At 41.8% G+C, this 19,631-nt stretch carries 12 protein-coding genes, 3 rRNA genes and 1 other annotated feature; of the genes, 3 read left to right on the plus strand and 12 right to left on the minus strand.

Going from position 1 to position 19,631, the window contains the following annotated elements; translation table 11 throughout:
* The first annotated feature begins 3 nt into the window (after positions 1 to 3).
* On the plus strand, positions 4 to 1,374 hold the full coding sequence (locus BI350_RS01055) for an aspartate kinase (RefSeq protein WP_075526439.1): 1,371 nt from the start codon (positions 4 to 6) through the stop codon (positions 1,372 to 1,374).
* 42 nt (positions 1,375 to 1,416) lie between these two features.
* Here the strand turns inward: BI350_RS01055 and BI350_RS01060 are convergent, their stop codons facing one another.
* The 3 genes from BI350_RS01060 to BI350_RS01070 form a co-directional block, all read right to left on the minus strand.
* Positions 1,417 to 2,109 (minus strand): hypothetical protein, encoded by a 693-nt coding sequence (locus BI350_RS01060; RefSeq protein WP_075526440.1) that lies wholly within the window; start codon positions 2,107 to 2,109, stop codon positions 1,417 to 1,419.
* A gap of 220 nt (positions 2,110 to 2,329) precedes the next feature.
* Positions 2,330 to 2,980: a deoxynucleoside kinase gene (locus tag BI350_RS01065; RefSeq protein WP_075526441.1), complete on the minus strand. Its 651-nt coding sequence runs from the start codon at positions 2,978 to 2,980 to the stop codon at positions 2,330 to 2,332.
* Complete coding sequence (locus BI350_RS01070) at positions 2,977 to 3,612, minus strand: deoxynucleoside kinase (RefSeq protein WP_075526442.1); 636 nt, start codon at positions 3,610 to 3,612, stop codon at positions 2,977 to 2,979. The genes BI350_RS01065 and BI350_RS01070 overlap by 4 nt, the downstream gene beginning before the upstream one ends.
* A 529-nt stretch (positions 3,613 to 4,141) precedes the next feature.
* Between BI350_RS01070 and tadA the strand changes: the two genes are divergently transcribed.
* Positions 4,142 to 4,642 (plus strand): tRNA adenosine(34) deaminase TadA, encoded by a 501-nt coding sequence (tadA, locus tag BI350_RS01075; protein ID WP_075526443.1) that lies wholly within the window; start codon positions 4,142 to 4,144, stop codon positions 4,640 to 4,642.
* Positions 4,643 to 4,674: 32 nt separating this feature from the next.
* Here the strand turns inward: tadA and serS are convergent, their stop codons facing one another.
* The 3 genes from serS to pdxS form a co-directional block, all read right to left on the minus strand.
* Positions 4,675 to 5,949 (minus strand): serine--tRNA ligase, encoded by a 1,275-nt coding sequence (serS, locus tag BI350_RS01080; protein ID WP_075526444.1) that lies wholly within the window; start codon positions 5,947 to 5,949, stop codon positions 4,675 to 4,677.
* 58 nt (positions 5,950 to 6,007) lie between these two features.
* Positions 6,008 to 6,227, minus strand: a binding site (T-box leader).
* Positions 6,228 to 6,272: 45 nt separating this feature from the next.
* Positions 6,273 to 6,851 carry an NUDIX hydrolase gene (locus BI350_RS01085; protein WP_075526445.1) on the minus strand — a complete coding sequence of 193 codons (579 nt, stop codon included), beginning with the start codon at positions 6,849 to 6,851 and terminating at the stop codon, positions 6,273 to 6,275.
* A gap of 90 nt (positions 6,852 to 6,941) precedes the next feature.
* Positions 6,942 to 7,787, minus strand: a complete 846-nt coding sequence (pdxS, locus tag BI350_RS01090; RefSeq protein WP_075526446.1) for a pyridoxal 5'-phosphate synthase lyase subunit PdxS — start codon at positions 7,785 to 7,787, stop codon at positions 6,942 to 6,944.
* A gap of 98 nt (positions 7,788 to 7,885) precedes the next feature.
* Between pdxS and pdxR the strand changes: the two genes are divergently transcribed.
* Positions 7,886 to 9,289 carry a MocR-like pyridoxine biosynthesis transcription factor PdxR gene (pdxR, locus tag BI350_RS01095; protein ID WP_075529177.1) on the plus strand — a complete coding sequence of 468 codons (1,404 nt, stop codon included), beginning with the start codon at positions 7,886 to 7,888 and terminating at the stop codon, positions 9,287 to 9,289.
* Between the two features lie 102 nt (positions 9,290 to 9,391).
* Here the strand turns inward: pdxR and BI350_RS01100 are convergent, their stop codons facing one another.
* From BI350_RS01100 to BI350_RS01125, 6 genes are all read right to left on the minus strand, one after another.
* Positions 9,392 to 10,735: a serine hydrolase gene (locus tag BI350_RS01100; protein WP_245698283.1), complete on the minus strand. Its 1,344-nt coding sequence runs from the start codon at positions 10,733 to 10,735 to the stop codon at positions 9,392 to 9,394.
* A gap of 247 nt (positions 10,736 to 10,982) precedes the next feature.
* Positions 10,983 to 12,449, minus strand: a complete 1,467-nt coding sequence (gene guaB, locus BI350_RS01105) for an IMP dehydrogenase (protein ID WP_075526447.1) — start codon at positions 12,447 to 12,449, stop codon at positions 10,983 to 10,985.
* Between the two features lie 439 nt (positions 12,450 to 12,888).
* A 5S ribosomal RNA gene (rrf, locus tag BI350_RS01110) occupies positions 12,889 to 13,003 on the minus strand.
* A gap of 66 nt (positions 13,004 to 13,069) precedes the next feature.
* Positions 13,070 to 16,021: ribosomal RNA gene (locus tag BI350_RS01115) — 23S ribosomal RNA — on the minus strand.
* Positions 16,022 to 16,211: 190 nt separating this feature from the next.
* Positions 16,212 to 17,765 (minus strand): 16S ribosomal RNA (locus tag BI350_RS01120).
* The 16S, 23S and 5S rRNA genes sit together here, the layout of an rRNA operon.
* 658 nt (positions 17,766 to 18,423) lie before the next feature.
* Entirely contained in the window at positions 18,424 to 19,518 is a 1,095-nt protein-coding gene (locus BI350_RS01125; protein WP_075526448.1) for an HD-GYP domain-containing protein, read from the minus strand.
* Positions 19,519 to 19,631: the final 113 nt, after the last annotated feature.

Below are 19,631 nucleotides of genomic sequence, written 5' to 3' on the forward strand. Positions count from 1 at the left end.
GAAATGAAAGTGTGTAAATTTGGTGGAACATCAGTGGCAACGGCAGAACAAATCAAAAAAGTCGTCGATATTGTTAAAAGTGATACTTCAAGGAAGATTATTGTCGTATCTGCACCCGGTAAAAGATATCCTGAGGATGAAAAAGTGACAGACTTGCTCATTACTTTGGCAAATGTTGCACTTAACAATAAAAACATAGAAACAGCTTTAGAAAACGTGGTTACTCGATATCGTTTGATAGCAGAAGGACTTGGCCTCGACAGCACAATTGCTCAAGTCATTGAAGATGATTTACGTAATCGCTTAGCAACTAAGTCTAATGATGAAAGTTTGTTTATGGATACAATGAAGGCAGCCGGAGAAGATAATAATGCGAAGCTGATTGCCGCCTATTTTAACCATGTAGGTATACTTGCACAATACGCTTGTCCAAAAAAAGCTGGTTTACTCGTCAATGAGCGCCCTGAACGAGTCCAAGCATTACCTGAAGGATACGCACAGCTTGAAAACTTAAAAAACGCAGAAGGAATTGTTGTCTTCCCAGGATTTTTTGGTTATACGAAGAGTGGAACACTTCGTACATTTAACCGCGGGGGATCTGATATTACAGGCTCAATAGTCGCTGCTGCAGTCCGTGCAGACCTATATGAAAACTTTACAGATGTTGACTCAGTCTTCGCAGCCAATCCAACAGTTGTTGAAAATCCCGCCGCAATCGGTAAGATGACATATCGTGAAATGCGTGAACTCTCATACGCGGGCTTCTCAGTTTTTCACGACGAAGCATTGATGCCGGCATTTTTACGCTCAGTTCCCGTTTGTATTAAAAACACAAACAATCCGGAAGCGCCTGGAACGATGATTGTGAGTGAACGTGATTATTCCTCACAACCAGTAATCGGCATTGCAACGGATAGTGGCTTCTCAACATTATTTGTTGAAAAATATTTAATGAACCAAGAAATTGGGTTTGGTCGTCGTTTACTTCAAATTTTAGAAGATGAAGGGATTTCCTTCGAACATACACCTTCTGGCATTGATAATATGTCTGTTATTATTCGGAATGAGTATTTAACAGAGGAAAATCGCGTGAAGATTATTAAGCGAATTAAGGAAGAGCTCCATGCAGATGACGTTCACTTCCGCGAAACAGATTATTCCATGATTGTTCTCGTTGGAGAAGGAATGCGCCATGCGACGGGACTAACAGCGCGTGCTGCAACAGCAATTGCACGTACTGGTTCTAATATCGAAATGATTAACCAAGGATCTTCCGAAGTAAGTCTCGTCTTCGGCGTTGATAAAAGAGACGAGGATAAAATTTTGCGTGAGCTGTACACGGAATTTTTCCAAAGAGTAAAAGTTCTAGCATAAACGAAAGGCACACCAACATAAACGGTGTGCCTTTCATTTTTTCTAGTATGGATAATACCCGAACATCGTTGGAAATTGTCGAATAATAGCATCTGCAATCATATCTGCCATTTCTAATGCTTGCGCCTCTATTTCATCAAAAACAGCTACATCTTCTTTGAAGTTTCCTTCAATCATCGTGACAGCTTCATGTTTCGTTAATGCTAAGTGCATATAAAACATTTCTCTAATCTCTTCTAGATGGATATATGGATTGATACTACTTAAAAACACCGAAATTTCATCCGCATTTCTATACCACTGTTTTTCCTTTTCTTCAGCAGTTTTTGTATCTCCATTCACAGCAGCAGTAACTAGCTCTGCGGCAACCACTAGATGTTCTTTGATTAATTCTCCATATTTATCGGCAATTTGGTCTCCGTAAAAAGGTCTTAAACAATTCCCCAAATCCGTCGCGTTTCTTAATAATCGTGCTTGCACTTCATCCAAATCAGGTAATTTAAAAACGATACTAATAATTGTCATGCGCGTCCAGTTGACATGCTCTTCCCAAAGGAGGCGGTTCATCGTCTTATAATCCGCCTCTGCTTTACTAATAAACTGTCTGCCATAAGGATCTGGTGTATTTAAAATATATCTGACCGGAGCTGTATAATTCACGCTTGGTCCCCAATAGTTTGATAAGTTCACGGCTCTTTCTTGATGAGAATTAAAGCCATTAGCATAAAAGTACACTCTACGAACACTCCTCTATCATTTTCTCTATGCCAAGCTTAAGCAACAATAATTAACATCGCTTATCAAATTAGGCAAGATGAGCGTCCTGTATCGTATTCAATTGAGGTTATGTTGGTGATATTATAATCGAGAATATCAGTTTACCTAAGATTTTTTTAAGAAAAAAAAGAAGAAGAAAGTCATACTCCCCTTCCTCTTCCGTTATGGTATTTCAACTTTATCTATTTGTCGTCTGTCCAATCTGCTTTACAATATTTTCAATTTCATTCGGATTTTCAAGTAGATCATAATCGTTAATATTGAGTCGAAGTACAGGACAAGCATCAAAAGTGTTAATCCATGTAGCATAACGCTCATGCATCTCTTCCCAGTACGCTATTGGTGTCTGTTGCTCCATCGGACGTCCGCGTTCTTCAATCCTGCCGATAATATCTGCAACTGATCCTTCTAAATAGATAAGTAAATTTGGATGTGGAAAATAAGGCGTCATAACCATTGCTTCAAATAAGTCCGTGTAAGTTGCGTAATCAACCGGATCCATCGTACCTTTTTCCATATGCATTTTCGCAAAAATCCCTGTATCTTCATAAATAGAACGGTCTTGAACAAATCCGCCGCCTATTTCAAAAATTCGTTTTTGTTCTTTAAAACGTTCGGCTAAAAAATATATTTGTAAGTGGAAACTCCATGTTTTGAAATCATCATAAAAGCGATCCAAATAGGGATTGTCATCGACTTGTTCAAACGATGTTTTAAAGTTTAATGCATCTGCCAGTGCTTGGGTCATCGTTGACTTTCCCGCTCCTACTGTACCTGCAATCGTAATAATTGCATTTTCAGGAATTCCGTATTTTTCCCGTAAGTTCATCTTTCTTGCACTCCTTGAATCACTTCTACAATACTCGTTAACACATACTCCATGTCTTCTTTTTTATTCACAAAATCCAAATGATCCCCATTAAATCTAAGTACAGGAATATGTGGATTTTCTTCCTCAAATACATCAATAAACATTTCATAGTCATTTGCCAGTTGTGTTAAGTATGCAGGATCCATATTTTTTTCAAATTCACGCCCACGTAATGCGATGCGCTTCATCAATGTTTCTTGACTTGCATATAAATAAACAATTACATTCGGTGCAGGCATATCCCGTGTTAAAATCTTATAGATTTCTTCATATTTCTTATATTCATTTTGCTCAAGTGTTCGCTTTGCAAAAATTAAGTTTTTAAACACATGATAATCTGCAACGACTGGTGTATTGCTCAAGAGTATTTCTTTTTTTATATCACTCAATTGCTTATATCGATTACATAGAAAAAACATTTCTGTCTGAAAGCTCCATGCTTCAATATCATCATAAAACTTCGACAAAAATGGGTTTTCTTCAACTATCTCTTTTAGCAACTGGAAATTCTGTGATTCCGCTATCGCCCTAGACAGCGTCGTTTTACCAACGCCAATTGGCCCTTCAACTGCTATAAACGGAATAGTCATCAGATATCCCCCTATCTCATCTTAATTGCACGCACTTTATCTTATCACAATCGGGAATTGAAGTTAATATTTTTTCACGTGGAACATTTTTCTTAAGTGGATGATTTTTCTGTTTAAGACGTTGATTGAATCAATAACATTTTATTATAATGGTATATCTGCTGATTGAAGTGGAAGGCGCCGACTCCAGTGGGATTAGCGAAAGCCGTAACGAAGAACGAGTTTTGCGACCAAAAAGCGAAGTGTTTGGGAGCAGGAACGTATAACAGGATCACCGCCCGCCCCACGGAAATAATGAAAGCTGAAGGAGGCGATTAGACGCGACAAGCATAAGACGAATTAACGGAGTGGCGCTTTTTGCCACGCAGTTAATTTGGCTTATGACTCGAGCATCTGCCTCCTGAAGCTGGAAAAGCGTGCGCCTGGAACGGAAATCAACATTGTTCGGAATACATTTTAATAACGTTGATTATAAAAAATTCTTCATTACACAGCACTCATGCTACAATAAAGCAAAGGAGCGATGCAGATGACATCATTTGAAAAAGATAATGAATATATGCGAATGGCAATTGCAGAAGCTCGTAAAGCGGAAAAATTAGGTGAAGTGCCGATTGGTGCAATTATTGTTCATGAAGATCAAGTCATTGCACGTGCGCATAACTTACGCGAATCAACGCAAAATGCAACCACACATGCCGAACTCTCTGCTATCCAAGATGCTTGTGAAGTCTTGGACAGTTGGCGACTAGAAAAAACTACATTATACGTCACACTTGAGCCTTGTCCAATGTGTGCAGGTGCAATTATACAATCTCGTATTCCTCGGGTCGTTTACGGCGCACGAGACCCTAAAGGCGGCTGTGTACATTCTCTTTATGAATTACTCAATGATGCGCGGTTTAATCATGAAGCCGCAGTAACTGAAGGTGTTTTAGCGGATGAATGCGGTCAAATGCTAACAGAATTCTTCAGAGCGATTCGAGAACGCAAGAAACAGCAAAAGAAAATCGTGCCAGACGTTGAATAACGCTCGCACGATTTTTTCTGTCTATAAACCTGTTACTTAATAACTTCTTTACCACCCATATATGGACGGAGTGCTTTCGGAATGATCACAGAACCATCTTCTTGCTGATAGTTTTCTAAAATAGCCGCTACTGTACGTCCTACCGCTACACCACTTCCGTTTAACGTATGCACGAACTCTGGTTTAGCTCCAGCCTCTTTACGGTAACGGATATGTGCACGACGCGCTTGGAAGTCTTCAAAGTTTGAACATGAAGAAATTTCACGGTACACATTCTGCGTTGGCATCCATACTTCTAAGTCGTACGTTTTTGCGGATGAAAAACCTAGATCTCCTGTGCAAAGTCTTACAACACGGTATGGCAACTCTAACAGTTGTAATACTTTCTCCGCATGACCTGTTAATTTTTCTAATTCATCATAGGAATCTTCCGGTTTTACAAGACGGACAAGTTCTACTTTATTGAACTGATGCTGTCGAATTAATCCACGTGTATCTCTTCCTGCAGAACCTGCCTCTGAACGGAAGTTTGCGCTATATGCAGTAAAGTTAATAGGTAACTTACTACCGTCTAAAATTTCATCACTATGGAAGTTAGTAACAGGTACCTCTGAAGTTGGAATTAAGAAATAGTCCTCTTCTTCAACATGGAATAAGTCCTCCGCAAACTTCGGTAACTGTCCTGTTCCCTTTAAACTTGTACGATTAACAAGTTGCGGTGGAAGTAACTCTTCATAACCATGCTCATCAACATGCAAGTCTAGCATGAAGCTAATGAGTGCTCTTTCTAAACGAGCCCCTAATCCACGATAGAAAACAAAGCGGCTTCCAGCGACTTTTGCTGCTCTTTCAAAATCTAAAATATTTAAATCCGTTCCTAAATCCCAATGCGGCTTCGGTTCAAATGTAAATGATGTTTTTTCGCCCCACGTGCGGATTTCTACATTTTCGTCATCACTGTCCCCTTGTGGTACACTGTCATGCGGTGTATTTGGGATGCGCATGAGAATATAATTCAGTTTCTCTTCAACTTCATGTAGCGCTGTTTCCAGACCTTTTATTTCTTCCCCAACCTCACGCATACGTAAAATTGCTTCATCTGCATTTTCTTTGTTGCGTTTCATTTGCGCAATTTGCTGCGATACTTCATTACGTTCTGCTTTCAATTGCTCTGTTTTAACAATTAATTCTCTTCTTTTTTCATCAAGTTCCCCAAACTGATCAAGATCCGTTAAGTCTTCACCTAGTCTTGCTAATTTTTCTTTTACTTCATCGAAATTTGTGCGTAGTTTCTTAATATCTAACATACAATTCTCCTCCTCTACTATTTTAGAACACAAAAAAAGCCCTCTATCCCCTTGTCATAAAAGGGACGAGAACTACCCGCGTTGCCACCCAAATTAACCAGACCACATAGTCCGATTCACTTCATTGAAATAACGGTTCAACTGACCGGCATAGGCTTACTAAATGTTCAGCCTAGCTACTCAAGGACGGATTCACAAATGTTTTTTATCAGCTTTCACCCCCCGCTGACTCTCTTTGAAAAAACAGACTTGCTACTGCTTCCTTTCATCGTCTAACTATTTAAATTACATATACCATACTATATTGCCACTTTATTCGCAAGTTATACAAAAACTAACTTTTTAGCGATCGCTTCAAAATAATTTATATGGTGCGGAACAAAATCGACCAACCCTATCTCTGTAACAGTACCCATCATTATGTTACGGCACCTCACATTATTCACTTCTTGTGAGCATAGCCGAATGAAATCTTCTTTTTTTATTGCATGGATGCTATCCACTTCTTCTTCTTGTAAGGTAAAGTCAGTTGGCTCAAATGAAGAAACATATAAAAATACATGTGCAAATTCATAGTCTTGAAAACCCGGTAGGTCAATAATATCTTGAACTACACCAACTGATGTTAATTGAGAAAATTGAACTTTCACGCCAAGTTCTTCTTCGATTTCTCTAACGCCACCTTCTATAGTCTCTGTCGCTTCTAAATGTCCAGCTGCGGTTATATCAAATAACGACGGAAAATCATTTTTAGCGTCACTTCTCTTTTGAACGTAAATAAATTGTCTATCTACAAACCAACAATGAAACGTCTCATGCCATTTTCCTTGTCGATGAACATTCTCTCTTGTATCTTCACCAACCCATTGGAAATTTTCATCAAAAACTTTTACCCATTCCATCACTTCCAACCTCCGACTAAAAAAATACCTAATCCACCATGAGTAGAGTAGGTATTTATTATCTCCAATTTTGCAGTTCAAAGCGAATTCTTATAAGCTACGCGCTGCCATTCGTTCACTTTCAGCAAGCGCCGACATTTCAATCCCTTTCATCGGCGTTCCAAGATCCTTTGAGAGTTCAATTAACAAATCATAATCTCTATAATTTGCAGTTGCTTTCACAATCGCACGCGCAAACTTTTCAGGGTTTTCCGATTTAAAAATTCCAGAACCAACGAATACACCGTCCGCACCTAGTTCCATCATTAACGCTGCATCTGCCGGTGTTGCTACACCGCCCGCCGCATAGTTTGTCACTGGTAAGCGACCCGCCTTCTTAATCGCTAATAACACTTCATAAGGTGCCCCTAAAATACGGGCTTCTGTCATAACTTCCGCATCATCCATATGAATGAGTTTATTTACCTGTGCATTCACTTTCCTTAAATGGCGAACTGCTTCCACAATATTGCCCGTCCCTGGTTCCCCTTTTGTACGCAGCATTTTTGCACCTTCGCCAATTCTTCTCGCTGCTTCTCCAAGATCACGTGCACCACAAACAAATGGTACTTCATAGTCACTCTTTAATAAGTGGAACTCATCATCTGCCGGAGATAACACTTCACTTTCATCAATATAGTCCACTTTCATCGCTTCTAGCAAACGCGCTTCCGAGATATGACCAATTCTTGCCTTTGCCATCACTGGAATCGACACAGCTGCTTGTACTTCTTCAACAATGCGTGGGTCTGCCATTCTCGCCACTCCACCAGCCGCTCTGATATCCGACGGAACACGTTCAAGTGCCATAACTGCAATTGCACCTGCCGCCTCCGCTATTTTTGCTTGCTCCCCATTAATTACATCCATAATCACGCCACCATATTTCATATCCATTTATTCTTCCCCCTTTTCTTATTGTTCAGTATAATTGATATTGACATGATTCAAATACTCAGATTCATATAAAATGAAGGGGTCAGATAAAATTGAATATTGATATGCTGTTAATCGAGCTAAGTAAAGAAGCACCAATCCCATTGTATGAACAGATTTATAACCAAATTCGACAAGATATTATTCAAGGTAAATTACAAGTTGGAATGAAACTACCTTCCAAACGTAAATTAGGAGAGTTTTTAAACGTCAGCCAGACGACAATTGAACAAGCGTATGGTCAGTTAAGCGCTGAAGGTTTTATTTTATCACGCCCAAGAAAAGGATTTTACGTTCAAGCAATTGATGAACTGGCTTATGTACAACCGAAAAAGGAAGTTTTCAAAACTGCTCCAATAAAAAAAGAAACCATTAATATTGATTTTTCACCCGGTCATATAGACACAATCAATTTTCCATTCTCACAGTGGAGGAAGTTTGCAAAAGAAACCATTGATGAATCATCCAATCATCTTTTACTGCTTGGCCATCCACATGGCGATATTGAACTACGACAAGAAATTGCCCAGTATTTATATCACTCGCGTGGGGTCGATTGTACACCCGAGCAAATTATTATCGGTTCTGGTACAGAGCAGCTTATGCCGCTTGTTATTCGTATTTTAGGAAAAGATGCATCCTTTGCGATTGAAGATCCTGGTTATCCATTAACGCACCATGTCTTTTCCCACAATAATCGGCAAGCCATTCCAATCCCGGTAGATAATGAAGGAATGGACGTAGATGCGCTTCAACAAGTCGATGCATCTGTGGCCTATGTAACACCATCACATCAGTTTCCAACTGGTACAGTACTATCAGCAGCACGTAGAATTGCCCTTTTAAACTGGGCTTCCATGAAAGCGCACCGTTTTATTATTGAAGACGATTATGACAGTGAATTTCGTTATACAGGCCGCCCCATCCCCGCATTGTATGGCATGGATAACGGGGAAAATGTGATTTACATCAGTACGTTCTCTAAATCATTAATGCCTTCTTTACGGATTGCTTATATGGTACTGCCAAAAGTTTTGCTAAGAAGATATCAAGATGCTTTTATCCATTATGTCTCTACAGTCCCACGTTTAGATCAGCATATTTTAGCGCGCTTTATGAGAGATGGACAATTTTCAAGACATTTAAATCGGATGCGTACAATCTACAAGCGGAAATTACAAACATTAATGGATGCACTAACCCCATATGAACCAATTGTTTCTTATTATGGCGAAGAAACAGGTATGCATATTACCATCGATGTACAAACGAATGATAATGAGGAGAGCCTAGCGGAGAGAGCCCTTTCAGCTGGCATTCGGATTTATGGGCTGAACACATATCGAACGAAAAAAAAGACCGGTACACCTTCTTTCCTGATCGGTTTTGGAGGTCTATCCGACGAAGAGATTATTACTGGAACACAAAAACTTATGGCCGCTTGGGGAATTACCGAAAAGTAAGTGTTCTCCAATTGCTACTTGTTAATAACGCATTTAAGACTTACCCGATAGCAATTTCTATCAAAAAAAGGAATGACCTAATTAGGCCACTCCTTTTTATTTTTATGAAAATAATCCTTTTACAAAACCAGTCGTACTATCCCAAATGCTTACAAAAAATGAACCTGTTGCACGCATACTTAATTTAAACCAACCTGCTTTTTCTACTGTTTCTGTAGCAACGACTTCTCCCGCGTACTGATTACTATCAATAAAGCCGTAATCCGTGCCTTCCGTTCGTACCATGTTGATATGACCGACAACTGTTCCTTTTTTTACAGGTGCTTCAAGTTTTCCGTCTGTCAATTTCGATTCATCTATTACAAGTTCAGGCTTGTACAAATCTTTTTCACTCGTTTTCACCATCATTGTAACCGAATCTTTCACGGCTATTTTAACGGAATCATTTTTCCCTTTATTAACATCAATTGTCTTTTGTTCTTCAAATTCATAACCTGCCGGCACAAGTTCAACTTCAGAAAACTGACCAAATCCATAGTCAAACAATGCACGAGTAGCTTCAAATCGAGCTTTATAAGAACCGTTTCCATCCGCATCGACTGCTTTCATCACAACAGCAATTAATCGTTTTCCGTTACGCTTTGCTGTCCCTGTGAAAGTATATCCTGCAAAGTTCGTCGTTCCTGTCTTTAACCCGTCTACCCCTTCATATTCATACACAAAGCCAGGCAGCATGAAGTTCCAGTTATCCATTTTAGTGGCATCGTCAGTCCCTTCACGGAACCATTTCGTATTGATTTTTGTCGTTTCCAATACTTCCGGATAATCATGAATTAAATGATATGCTAGTTTCGCAACCGATTTCGCCGGCATGACGTTTTCATCTTTCTCGCCAGTGCCTGCAGGATGCATTCCTTGCAAATCTTCATTATTTAAACCCGTTGAGTTGACAAATTTATAACCTTCTAACCCTAATTCTTCTGCTTTTTCATTCATTAATTTCAAAAACGCTGTTTCCGTACCTGCAATGGTTTCAGCAATTGCAATGGTTGCGGCATTTGCCGAATAAATTGCAAGCGCTTCGTATAACTCCTTAATTGTATAGGTACCATCCGCGCGAAGGGGTACGTTACTTAAACGTCCATCCTGCGAAATCGCATATGTATATTCATTTACTTTATATTCTTGTTCCCAAGTAATTTTTCCTTCAGCAATTGCTTCAAATAATAGATACTCGGTCATCATTTTTGTCATACTTGCAATGCCTAATGGCGTATCTGCATTTTCTTCATATAATATTTTACCTGTGTCTGCGTCAATTAAAATAGCACCATCAACATGGATGCCTAATTTATCATTAGCGGCAGCCGGATTAATGCCAACTGTCGATATTAGCATAAATGGGACGATCAACAACACTAACAAATTTCTCATTCTCTGTTTCAAAGTACTACCTCCGTAATTACTATTTCCCCTCAATCATTTTAACATAATTCCGATACGTCGTGCGAACTAATTAAATAAATAAGCTAAAGGTGCTTACTAAAAGACTTCTGCCCCAAGCCGCTAGCACCTGAAACTAGACAAAAAAAGCATCTTTCCGCTCATATATAGACGCAGGAAAGATGCAAAAGTTCCTAAATACTATTCGATATATTAGTCAAGAATACTCTTAATTATAATCATGAGAAGTTCATGAAAGTGTATAGTTCGGTGCTTCTTTTGTAATTTGGACCTGGTGAGGATGGCTTTCTCGTAATCCTGCACCTGTCATGCGGATAAACTGAGCATTTTCACGTAAGTCCTGTAGATCTTTCGTTCCACAATAACCCATTCCTGAACGAATCCCACCAATTAACTGATGAATTGTATCTGCAAGATCTCCCTTGTATGGAAGACGTCCCTCAATCCCTTCAGGAACAAGCTTTTTCGCATCATCTTGGAAATAACGATCTTTAGAGCCTTTTTCCATTGCACCAACAGAGCCCATTCCACGGTAAACTTTAAAACGACGTCCTTGGAATAACTCTGTTTCTCCAGGACTCTCCGATGTCCCTGCAAGCAAACTTCCAAGCATCACAACATGTCCACCTGCTGCTAAAGCCTTCATAATATCACCGGAATATTTAATACCACCATCAGCAATCATTGTTTTTCCTAATTCACGTGCAACCGATGCACACTCATAAATTGCTGTAATTTGCGGTACACCTACTCCTGCCACAACACGAGTCGTACAAATTGAACCTGGACCGATTCCTACTTTAACGACATCAGCACCAGCCTCGTATAAAGCCCGTGCAGCTTCTGCAGTAGCAATATTCCCTGCGATAATATCCAACTCAGGATAAACTTCGCGAATTTGCTTAACAGTGTCTAGCACCCCTTTGGAGTGTCCGTGAGCCGTATCAATAACAATTACGTCAACTTCTGCTTTTACAAGCTTTTCTACACGAATCATCGTGTCAGAAGTTACACCTACAGCTGCTCCAACAAGCAGTCGTCCTTGCGAGTCTTTTGCAGCGTTTGGAAACTCAATTACTTTTTCAATATCTTTAATGGTAATTAAACCATTCAAAATTCCTTCTTCATCAACAATCGGTAACTTTTCAATTTTATACTGCTGTAAAATCTTCTCTGCATCCGCCAAAGTTGTACCAACAGGTGCAGTCACTAAATTATCTTTCGTCATAACATCCGAAATAGAGAGTGAGTAATCTTCGATAAAGCGCATATCTCTATTCGTAATAATCCCAACAAGCTTTAATTCTTCTTCATTATTAACAATAGGTACGCCAGAAATTCTGTATCTTCCCATCAGATGTTCTGCATCGAATACTTGATGTTCAGGCGTTAAATAAAATGGATTTGTAATGACACCATTTTCTGATCGTTTTACTGTAATAACTTGTTCAGCCTGCTCTTCGATACTCATATTTTTATGAATAATCCCAAGTCCACCTTGACGCGCCATTGAAATTGCCATTCTTGCTTCCGTAACAGTATCCATCCCAGCACTGATAATCGGAATATTTAATTGAATTTTATCCGTTAATTTCACTGATAAAGATACGTCTTTTGGTAATACATCAGAAGGCCCCGGTACGAGTAATACATCATCGAAAGTAAGTCCTTCACGAGCAAATTTTGACTCCCACATTGCTATTTTGCCTCCCTCAGGTCATTTGAATATTAGTAAAATATTATCAGCGCCCTTTAGTACTGTCAAGGGCCATGCGATTAGTAAATGTTTTCACATTATTCAATGTACAATCTTCACATAATCGATTGAATTCATAATGAATATTAATTTTACGGAATTACTCTCACCCGTTTAATACTATTGCCATACAACTTCATAACTAATCGTTACTTAAAGACAGATTGCATTAACTGCCCAACTGGGGGGAAATCCAGAAGCAGCTACACAATCTAGTAACAGATTTCATCGAACCAACTAATTAACTAACGCCATTCATTCCAACAGAGCTGGTTACAGCGTTTCTAGTGAACAATATATATTTCCCATCAGTAGGATACCACTTATATATTTTTATAAACAAAAAGAGTCACTACCATAAGGTAATGACTCTTTTAGTGCTTGGCAACGTCCTACTCTTGCAGGGGCTAACCCCAACTACCATCGGCGCTGAAGAGCTTAACTTCCGTGTTCGGTATGGGAACGGGTGTGACCTCTTCGCTATCGCCACCAAACTATTGAGCTTATTCGCTCAAAACTGGATAAACAAAACATTGAATGACACAAACTGTCATGTATTTAAGGATAAGTCCTCAATCGATTAGTATCCGTCAGCTGCACATGTCGCCATGCTTCCACCTCGGACCTATCAACCTCATCATCTTTGAGGGATTTTACTTACTTACGTAATGGGAAATCTCATCTTGAGGGGGGCTTCATGCTTAGATGCTTTCAGCATTTATCCCGTCCATACGTAGCTACCCAGCTATGCCTTTGGCAAGACAACTGGTACACCAGCGGTATGTCCATCCCGGTCCTCTCGTACTAAGGACAGCTCCTCTCAAATTTCCTGCGCCCGCGACGGATAGGGACCGAACTGTCTCACGACGTTCTGAACCCAGCTCGCGTACCGCTTTAATGGGCGAACAGCCCAACCCTTGGGACCGACTACAGCCCCAGGATGCGATGAGCCGACATCGAGGTGCCAAACCTCCCCGTCGATGTGAACTCTTGGGAGAGATAAGCCTGTTATCCCCGGGGTAGCTTTTATCCGTTGAGCGATGGCCCTTCCATGCGGAACCACCGGATCACTAAGCCCGTCTTTCGACCCTGCTCGACTTGTAGGTCTCGCAGTCAAGCTCCCTTATGCCTTTGCACTCTACGAATGATGTCCAACCATTCTGAGGGAACCTTTGGGCGCCTCCGTTACTCTTTAGGAGGCGACCGCCCCAGTCAAACTGCCCGCCTGACACTGTCTCCTACCCCGCTAAGGGGCATGGGTTAGAATTCCAATACAGTCAGGGTAGTATCCCACCAATGCCTCCACCGAAGCTGGCGCTCCGGTTTCAAAGGCTCCTACCTATCCTGTACAGACTGCATCAGAATTCAATATCAGGTTGCAGTAAAGCTCCACGGGGTCTTTCCGTCCTGTCGCGGGTAACCTGCATCTTCACAGGTACTATAATTTCACCGAGTCTCTCGTTGAGACAGTGCCCAGATCGTTACGCCTTTCGTGCGGGTCGGAACTTACCCGACAAGGAATTTCGCTACCTTAGGACCGTTATAGTTACGGCCGCCGTTTACTGGGGCTTCGGTTCAAAGCTTCGCTTGCGCTAACCTCTTCCCTTAACCTTCCAGCACCGGGCAGGCGTCAGCCCCTATACGTCACCTTACGGTTTTGCAGAGACCTGTGTTTTTGCTAAACAGTCGCCTGGGCCTATTCACTGCGGCTCTCTCGGGCTTTAACACCCTATCAGAGCACCCCTTCTCCCGAAGTTACGGGGTCATTTTGCCGAGTTCCTTAACGAGAGTTCTCTCGATCACCTTAGGATTCTCTCCTCGCCTACCTGTGTCGGTTTGCGGTACGGGCACCTCCCGCCTCGTTAGAGGCTTTTCTTGGCAGCGTGAAATCAGGGACTCCGGGGAAAATTCCCCTTGCTATCACAGCTCAATGTTATAGAAACGGGATTTGCCTCGTTTCACACCTCACTGCTTAGACGCACATTACCAACCGTGCGCTCACCCTATCCTACTGCGTCCCCCCATTACTCAAACGGCGGGGAGGTGGTACAGGAATATCAACCTGTTATCCATCGTCTACGCCTTTCGGCCTCGACTTAGGTCCCGACTAACCCTGAGCGGACGAGCCTTCCTCAGGAAACCTTAGGCATTCGGTGGAAGGGATTCTCACCCTTCTTTCGCTACTCATACCGGCATTCTCACTTCTAGGCGCTCCACTAGTCCTTACAGTCTAGCTTCGACGCCCCTAGAACGCTCTCCTACCACTGACACCAAAGGTGTCAATCCACAGTTTCGGTGATTCGTTTAGCCCCGGTACATTTTCGGCGCAGCGCCACTCGACCAGTGAGCTATTACGCACTCTTTAAATGGTGGCTGCTTCTAAGCCAACATCCTGGTTGTCTGGGCAACGCCACATCCTTTTCCACTTAACGAATACTTGGGGACCTTAACTGGTGGTCTGGGTTGTTTCCCTCTCGACTACGAATCTTATCACCCGCAGTCTGACTCCCAAACAAAAATCATCGGCATTCGGAGTTTGTCTGAATTCGGTAACCCGGGATGGGCCCCTAGTCCAAACAGTGCTCTACCTCCGAGATTCTAACGTTTGAGGCTAGCCCTAAAGCTATTTCGGAGAGAACCAGCTATCTCCAGGTTCGATTGGAATTTCACCGCTACCCACACCTCATCCCCGCATTTTTCAACATACGTGGGTTCGGGCCTCCAGTAAGTGTTACCTTACCTTCACCCTGGACATGGGTAGATCACCTGGTTTCGGGTCTACGACTACATACTAAAACGCCCTATTCAGACTCGCTTTCGCTGCGGCTCCGCATTCTCTGCTTAACCTTGCATGTAATCAGTAACTCGCCGGTTCATTCTACAAAAGGCACGCCATCACTCAGCTTATTTCCGAAGAAACAGCATCGAGCTCTGACTACTTGTAGGCACACGGTTTCAGGATCTATTTCACTCCCCTTCCGGGGTGCTTTTCACCTTTCCCTCACGGTACTGGTTCACTATCGGTCACTAGGAAGTATTTAGCCTTGGGAGATGGTCCTCCCGGATTCCGACGGAATTTCACGTGTTCCGTCGTACTCAGGATCCACTCTGGAGAGAATACACTTTTGATTACGGGGCTATTACCCACTATGGCAGACCTTTCCAGGTCGCTTCATCTAATGCATTCCTTTGTAACTCCGTATAGAGTGTCCTACAACCCCAGGAAGCAAGCTTCCTGGTTTGGGCTGTTCCCGTTTCGCTCGCCGCTACTCAGGGAATCGATTTTCTTTCTCTTCCTCCGGGTACTTAGATGTTTCAGTTCTCCGGGTGTGCCTCATATACGCTATGTATTCACGTATATGTACTGCTCCATTACGAACAGTGGGTTTCCCCATTCGGAAATCTCTGGATCAAAGCTTACTTACAGCTCCCCAGAGCATATCGGTGTTAGTGCCGTCCTTCATAGGCTCCTAGTGCCAAGGCATCCGCCGTGCGCCCTTTCTAACTTAACCTTAAAACCAATGCTGTATAGCGATATACAACAATTGATTCATACATTACTACATTTATGTTTATTTCAATGTCGTTTTATCCAGTTTTCAAAGAACAAGTAATGAAAGTTCATGTTAATGAACCCTCAAAACTGAACGCAAAACGTCAAGTTGAAGAGAACTTTCTCTTCATTCCGTTAAATATCCTTAGAAAGGAGGTGATCCAGCCGCACCTTCCGATACGGCTACCTTGTTACGACTTCACCCCAATCATCTGTCCCACCTTCGGCGGCTGGCTCCCAAAAGGGTTACCCCACCGACTTCGGGTGTTACAAACTCTCGTGGTGTGACGGGCGGTGTGTACAAGACCCGGGAACGTATTCACCGTGGCATGCTGATCCACGATTACTAGCGATTCCTGCTTCATGCAGGCGAGTTGCAGCCTGCAATCCGAACTGGGAACGGTTTTATGGGATTAGCTCCCCCTCGCGGGTTGGCAACCCTCTGTACCGTCCATTGTAGCACGTGTGTAGCCCAGGTCATAAGGGGCATGATGATTTGACGTCATCCCCACCTTCCTCCGGTTTGTCACCGGCAGTCACCTTAGAGTGCCCAACTGAATGCTGGCAACTAAGGTCAAGGGTTGCGCTCGTTACGGGACTTAACCCAACATCTCACGACACGAGCTGACGACAACCATGCACCACCTGTCACCGCTGTCCCCGAAGGGAAAGGTATATCTCTATACCGGTCAGCGGGATGTCAAGACCTGGTAAGGTTCTTCGCGTAGCTTCGAATTAAACCACATGCTCCACCGCTTGTGCGGGTCCCCGTCAATTCCTTTGAGTTTCAGCCTTGCGGCCGTACTCCCCAGGCGGAGTGCTTAATGCGTTTGCTCCAGCACTAAGGGGCGGAAACCCCCTAACACTTAGCACTCATCGTTTACGGCATGGACTACCAGGGTATCTAATCCTGTTTGCTCCCCATGCTTTCGCGCCTCAGCGTCAGTTACAGACCAGAAAGCCGCCTTCGCCACTGGTGTTCCTCCACATCTCTACGCATTTCACCGCTACACGTGGAATTCCGCTTTCCTCTTCTGTACTCAAGCCTTCCAGTTTCCAATGACCTTCCACGGTTAAGCCGTGGGCTTTCACATCAGACTTAAAAGGCCGCCTGCGCGCGCTTTACGCCCAATAATTCCGGACAACGCTTGCCACCTACGTATTACCGCGGCTGCTGGCACGTAGTTAGCCGTGGCTTTCTAATGAGGTACCGTCAAGGTACAGGCAGTTACTCCTATACTTGTTCTTCCCTCACAACAGAGCTTTACGATCCGAAAACCTTCTTCGCTCACGCGGCGTTGCTCCATCAGACTTTCGTCCATTGTGGAAGATTCCCTACTGCTGCCTCCCGTAGGAGTCTGGGCCGTGTCTCAGTCCCAGTGTGGCCGATCACCCTCTCAGGTCGGCTACGCATCGTCGCCTTGGTAAGCCGTTACCTCACCAACTAGCTAATGCGCCGCGGGCCCATCCCGTAGTGACAGCATAGCCGTCTTTCAGAGTTCCTTCATGCGAAGGAACTAATTATTCGGTATTAGCCCCGGTTTCCCGGAGTTATCCCCAACTACAGGGCAGGTTGCCCACGTGTTACTCACCCATCCGCCGCTAACAAAGGAAGAAACAAGTTTCTTCCTCGTTCGCTCGACTTGCATGTATTAGGCACGCCGCCAGCGTTCGTCCTGAGCCAGGATCAAACTCTCCATAATAGAGAAATTCGATTAGCTCGATTTCTTTGCTGGCATCTTTAAGATGTCCATTTGAATCCGAAGATTCGTTTCCTACAAACCAACAAGTTGATTTGTAGTTGTTATATCTTGACGTTTTGCTGTTCAGTTTTCAAGGTTCATATTATAGAAGAAACTTTTCATCGTTCCTCCCGGCCGCTTCTTTCGTTCTTCCGAAGCAACTCTTATATCATAGCACAACTCCGAACTCGATGTCAACAACAAATTCTAAATTTCTTTTTCGTTGTTTCCGTTCGTTGTTTGCTGTTGTTTGTGTTGCTCGAATCAGCAACGTTAATAACTATACCACCAAACTTTTAAAATAACAACACCTAAATAAAAGTAAATGTATTTTGAATACTTCGCGCAAGGTCGTTAGCTAATTTAAGTATCTTATGATTTCATATAACTGCCTTTTCAAGCGCAGTATTGATCGGTAGATTATTAATCGATCATCCATTTATTCCATTACTCTCTAATGAAGAATGTTCATTTCATCATAGTCCACCTGCGGATAATTCAAAAGTGGATGGTCACCTGTCCTTGGTCTCGATAGTCGTTGGCCAACGATGGTTGCCACATCATGTGGCAACGTCGGCACTAGTATGTCATAGGCTTACACAAAAGACGATGAATATAACTAAATAATCATATCAATAGTAATATCCCTTTGTTTTGTTAAATCTATTGTTGACCCATCTTCATTTAATTTTACGATTGGACGGAAAGGAGCATCTTGATAAATAAAGATGACAACACCTTTGATGCCATTAGATAGTTTTACCTCAGTACCTAAAGAAAGCTTTCCAATAACATGATATAAAGTATCGATTACATTGATGTCGAATTTCCCAAACTCTTCTTCTCTTATAATTTCCAAAACCTTGAATGGTGATTCTTTTGATCGATAAATTCTAGCGGAAGTCATTGCATGATATACATCAGCCAATGCTAAGATTTGAGAATGTAATAGAACATTATTTTGTTTATCCCCTCTAGGATAGCCACTTCCATCAAGTCTTTCGTGGTGTTGGAGAATTGCGAGTTTCATTTCTGTTCTAAGTAAAGGCGAGTCTTTTACCATTTGATAGCTATATATTGGATGTTTTTTAACCTCACTATATTCCATTTCGGATAAAACTGCATTTTTTTCTATTATGGATGACTCAATTTTAGCCATCCCACTATCAATAAGTGTCCCTGCCAAACCCAATTGTATGGATTCCCCTAATGAAAAATCCAACTTTCTTCCAATGGAAAATGCAATTAATCCAACGGCAATTGAATGATGATATAAATAATCTTTTGTATTAGATACATTGCTTAAAAAAGTTAAGTTCGTTTCGCTACTATCATACTGTTTTAGTAAAGGAACTATAAAAGACCGTACACTCGCTATGTCAGGTTTAATTCCCACTCTCCATTTTACATACTCTTTTTTAAATTTATTTACAGTTTCTAAATAACTAGTTTGAAAAGGAGTAGTATTTGAATGATGATCTTGAGCGTTGAGTTCTTCTTGTCTAATATCCTCTACTTCATCCTGAACTGGAACAATCTGATTTGTCTCTTTTACTTTCACTTTCTTAACATTGAACATTTGTAGGACCTGGATATGTTCGTTCGTTAAATCCGTATCTTTCTTAACAATAGGAAAGTGAGTGTTCACGTATATATCCTCACTAATTGTAAGACCCGGACGTAAATTGTGTAATTCTACGAATGAATTGCCCATTTTATTAACTCCTTTACAAATTTTATGCAAACCCACGAATGAAATCAACGGTGTTCTAGGCTGAATGATAAAAACAAAATTAATATTTCAACCAATCTCTTAGTGAATTACTT

The sequence above is a fragment of the Sporosarcina ureilytica genome, from assembly GCF_001753205.1.
Taxonomy (GTDB): Bacteria; Bacillota; Bacilli; order Bacillales_A; family Planococcaceae; genus Sporosarcina; species Sporosarcina ureilytica.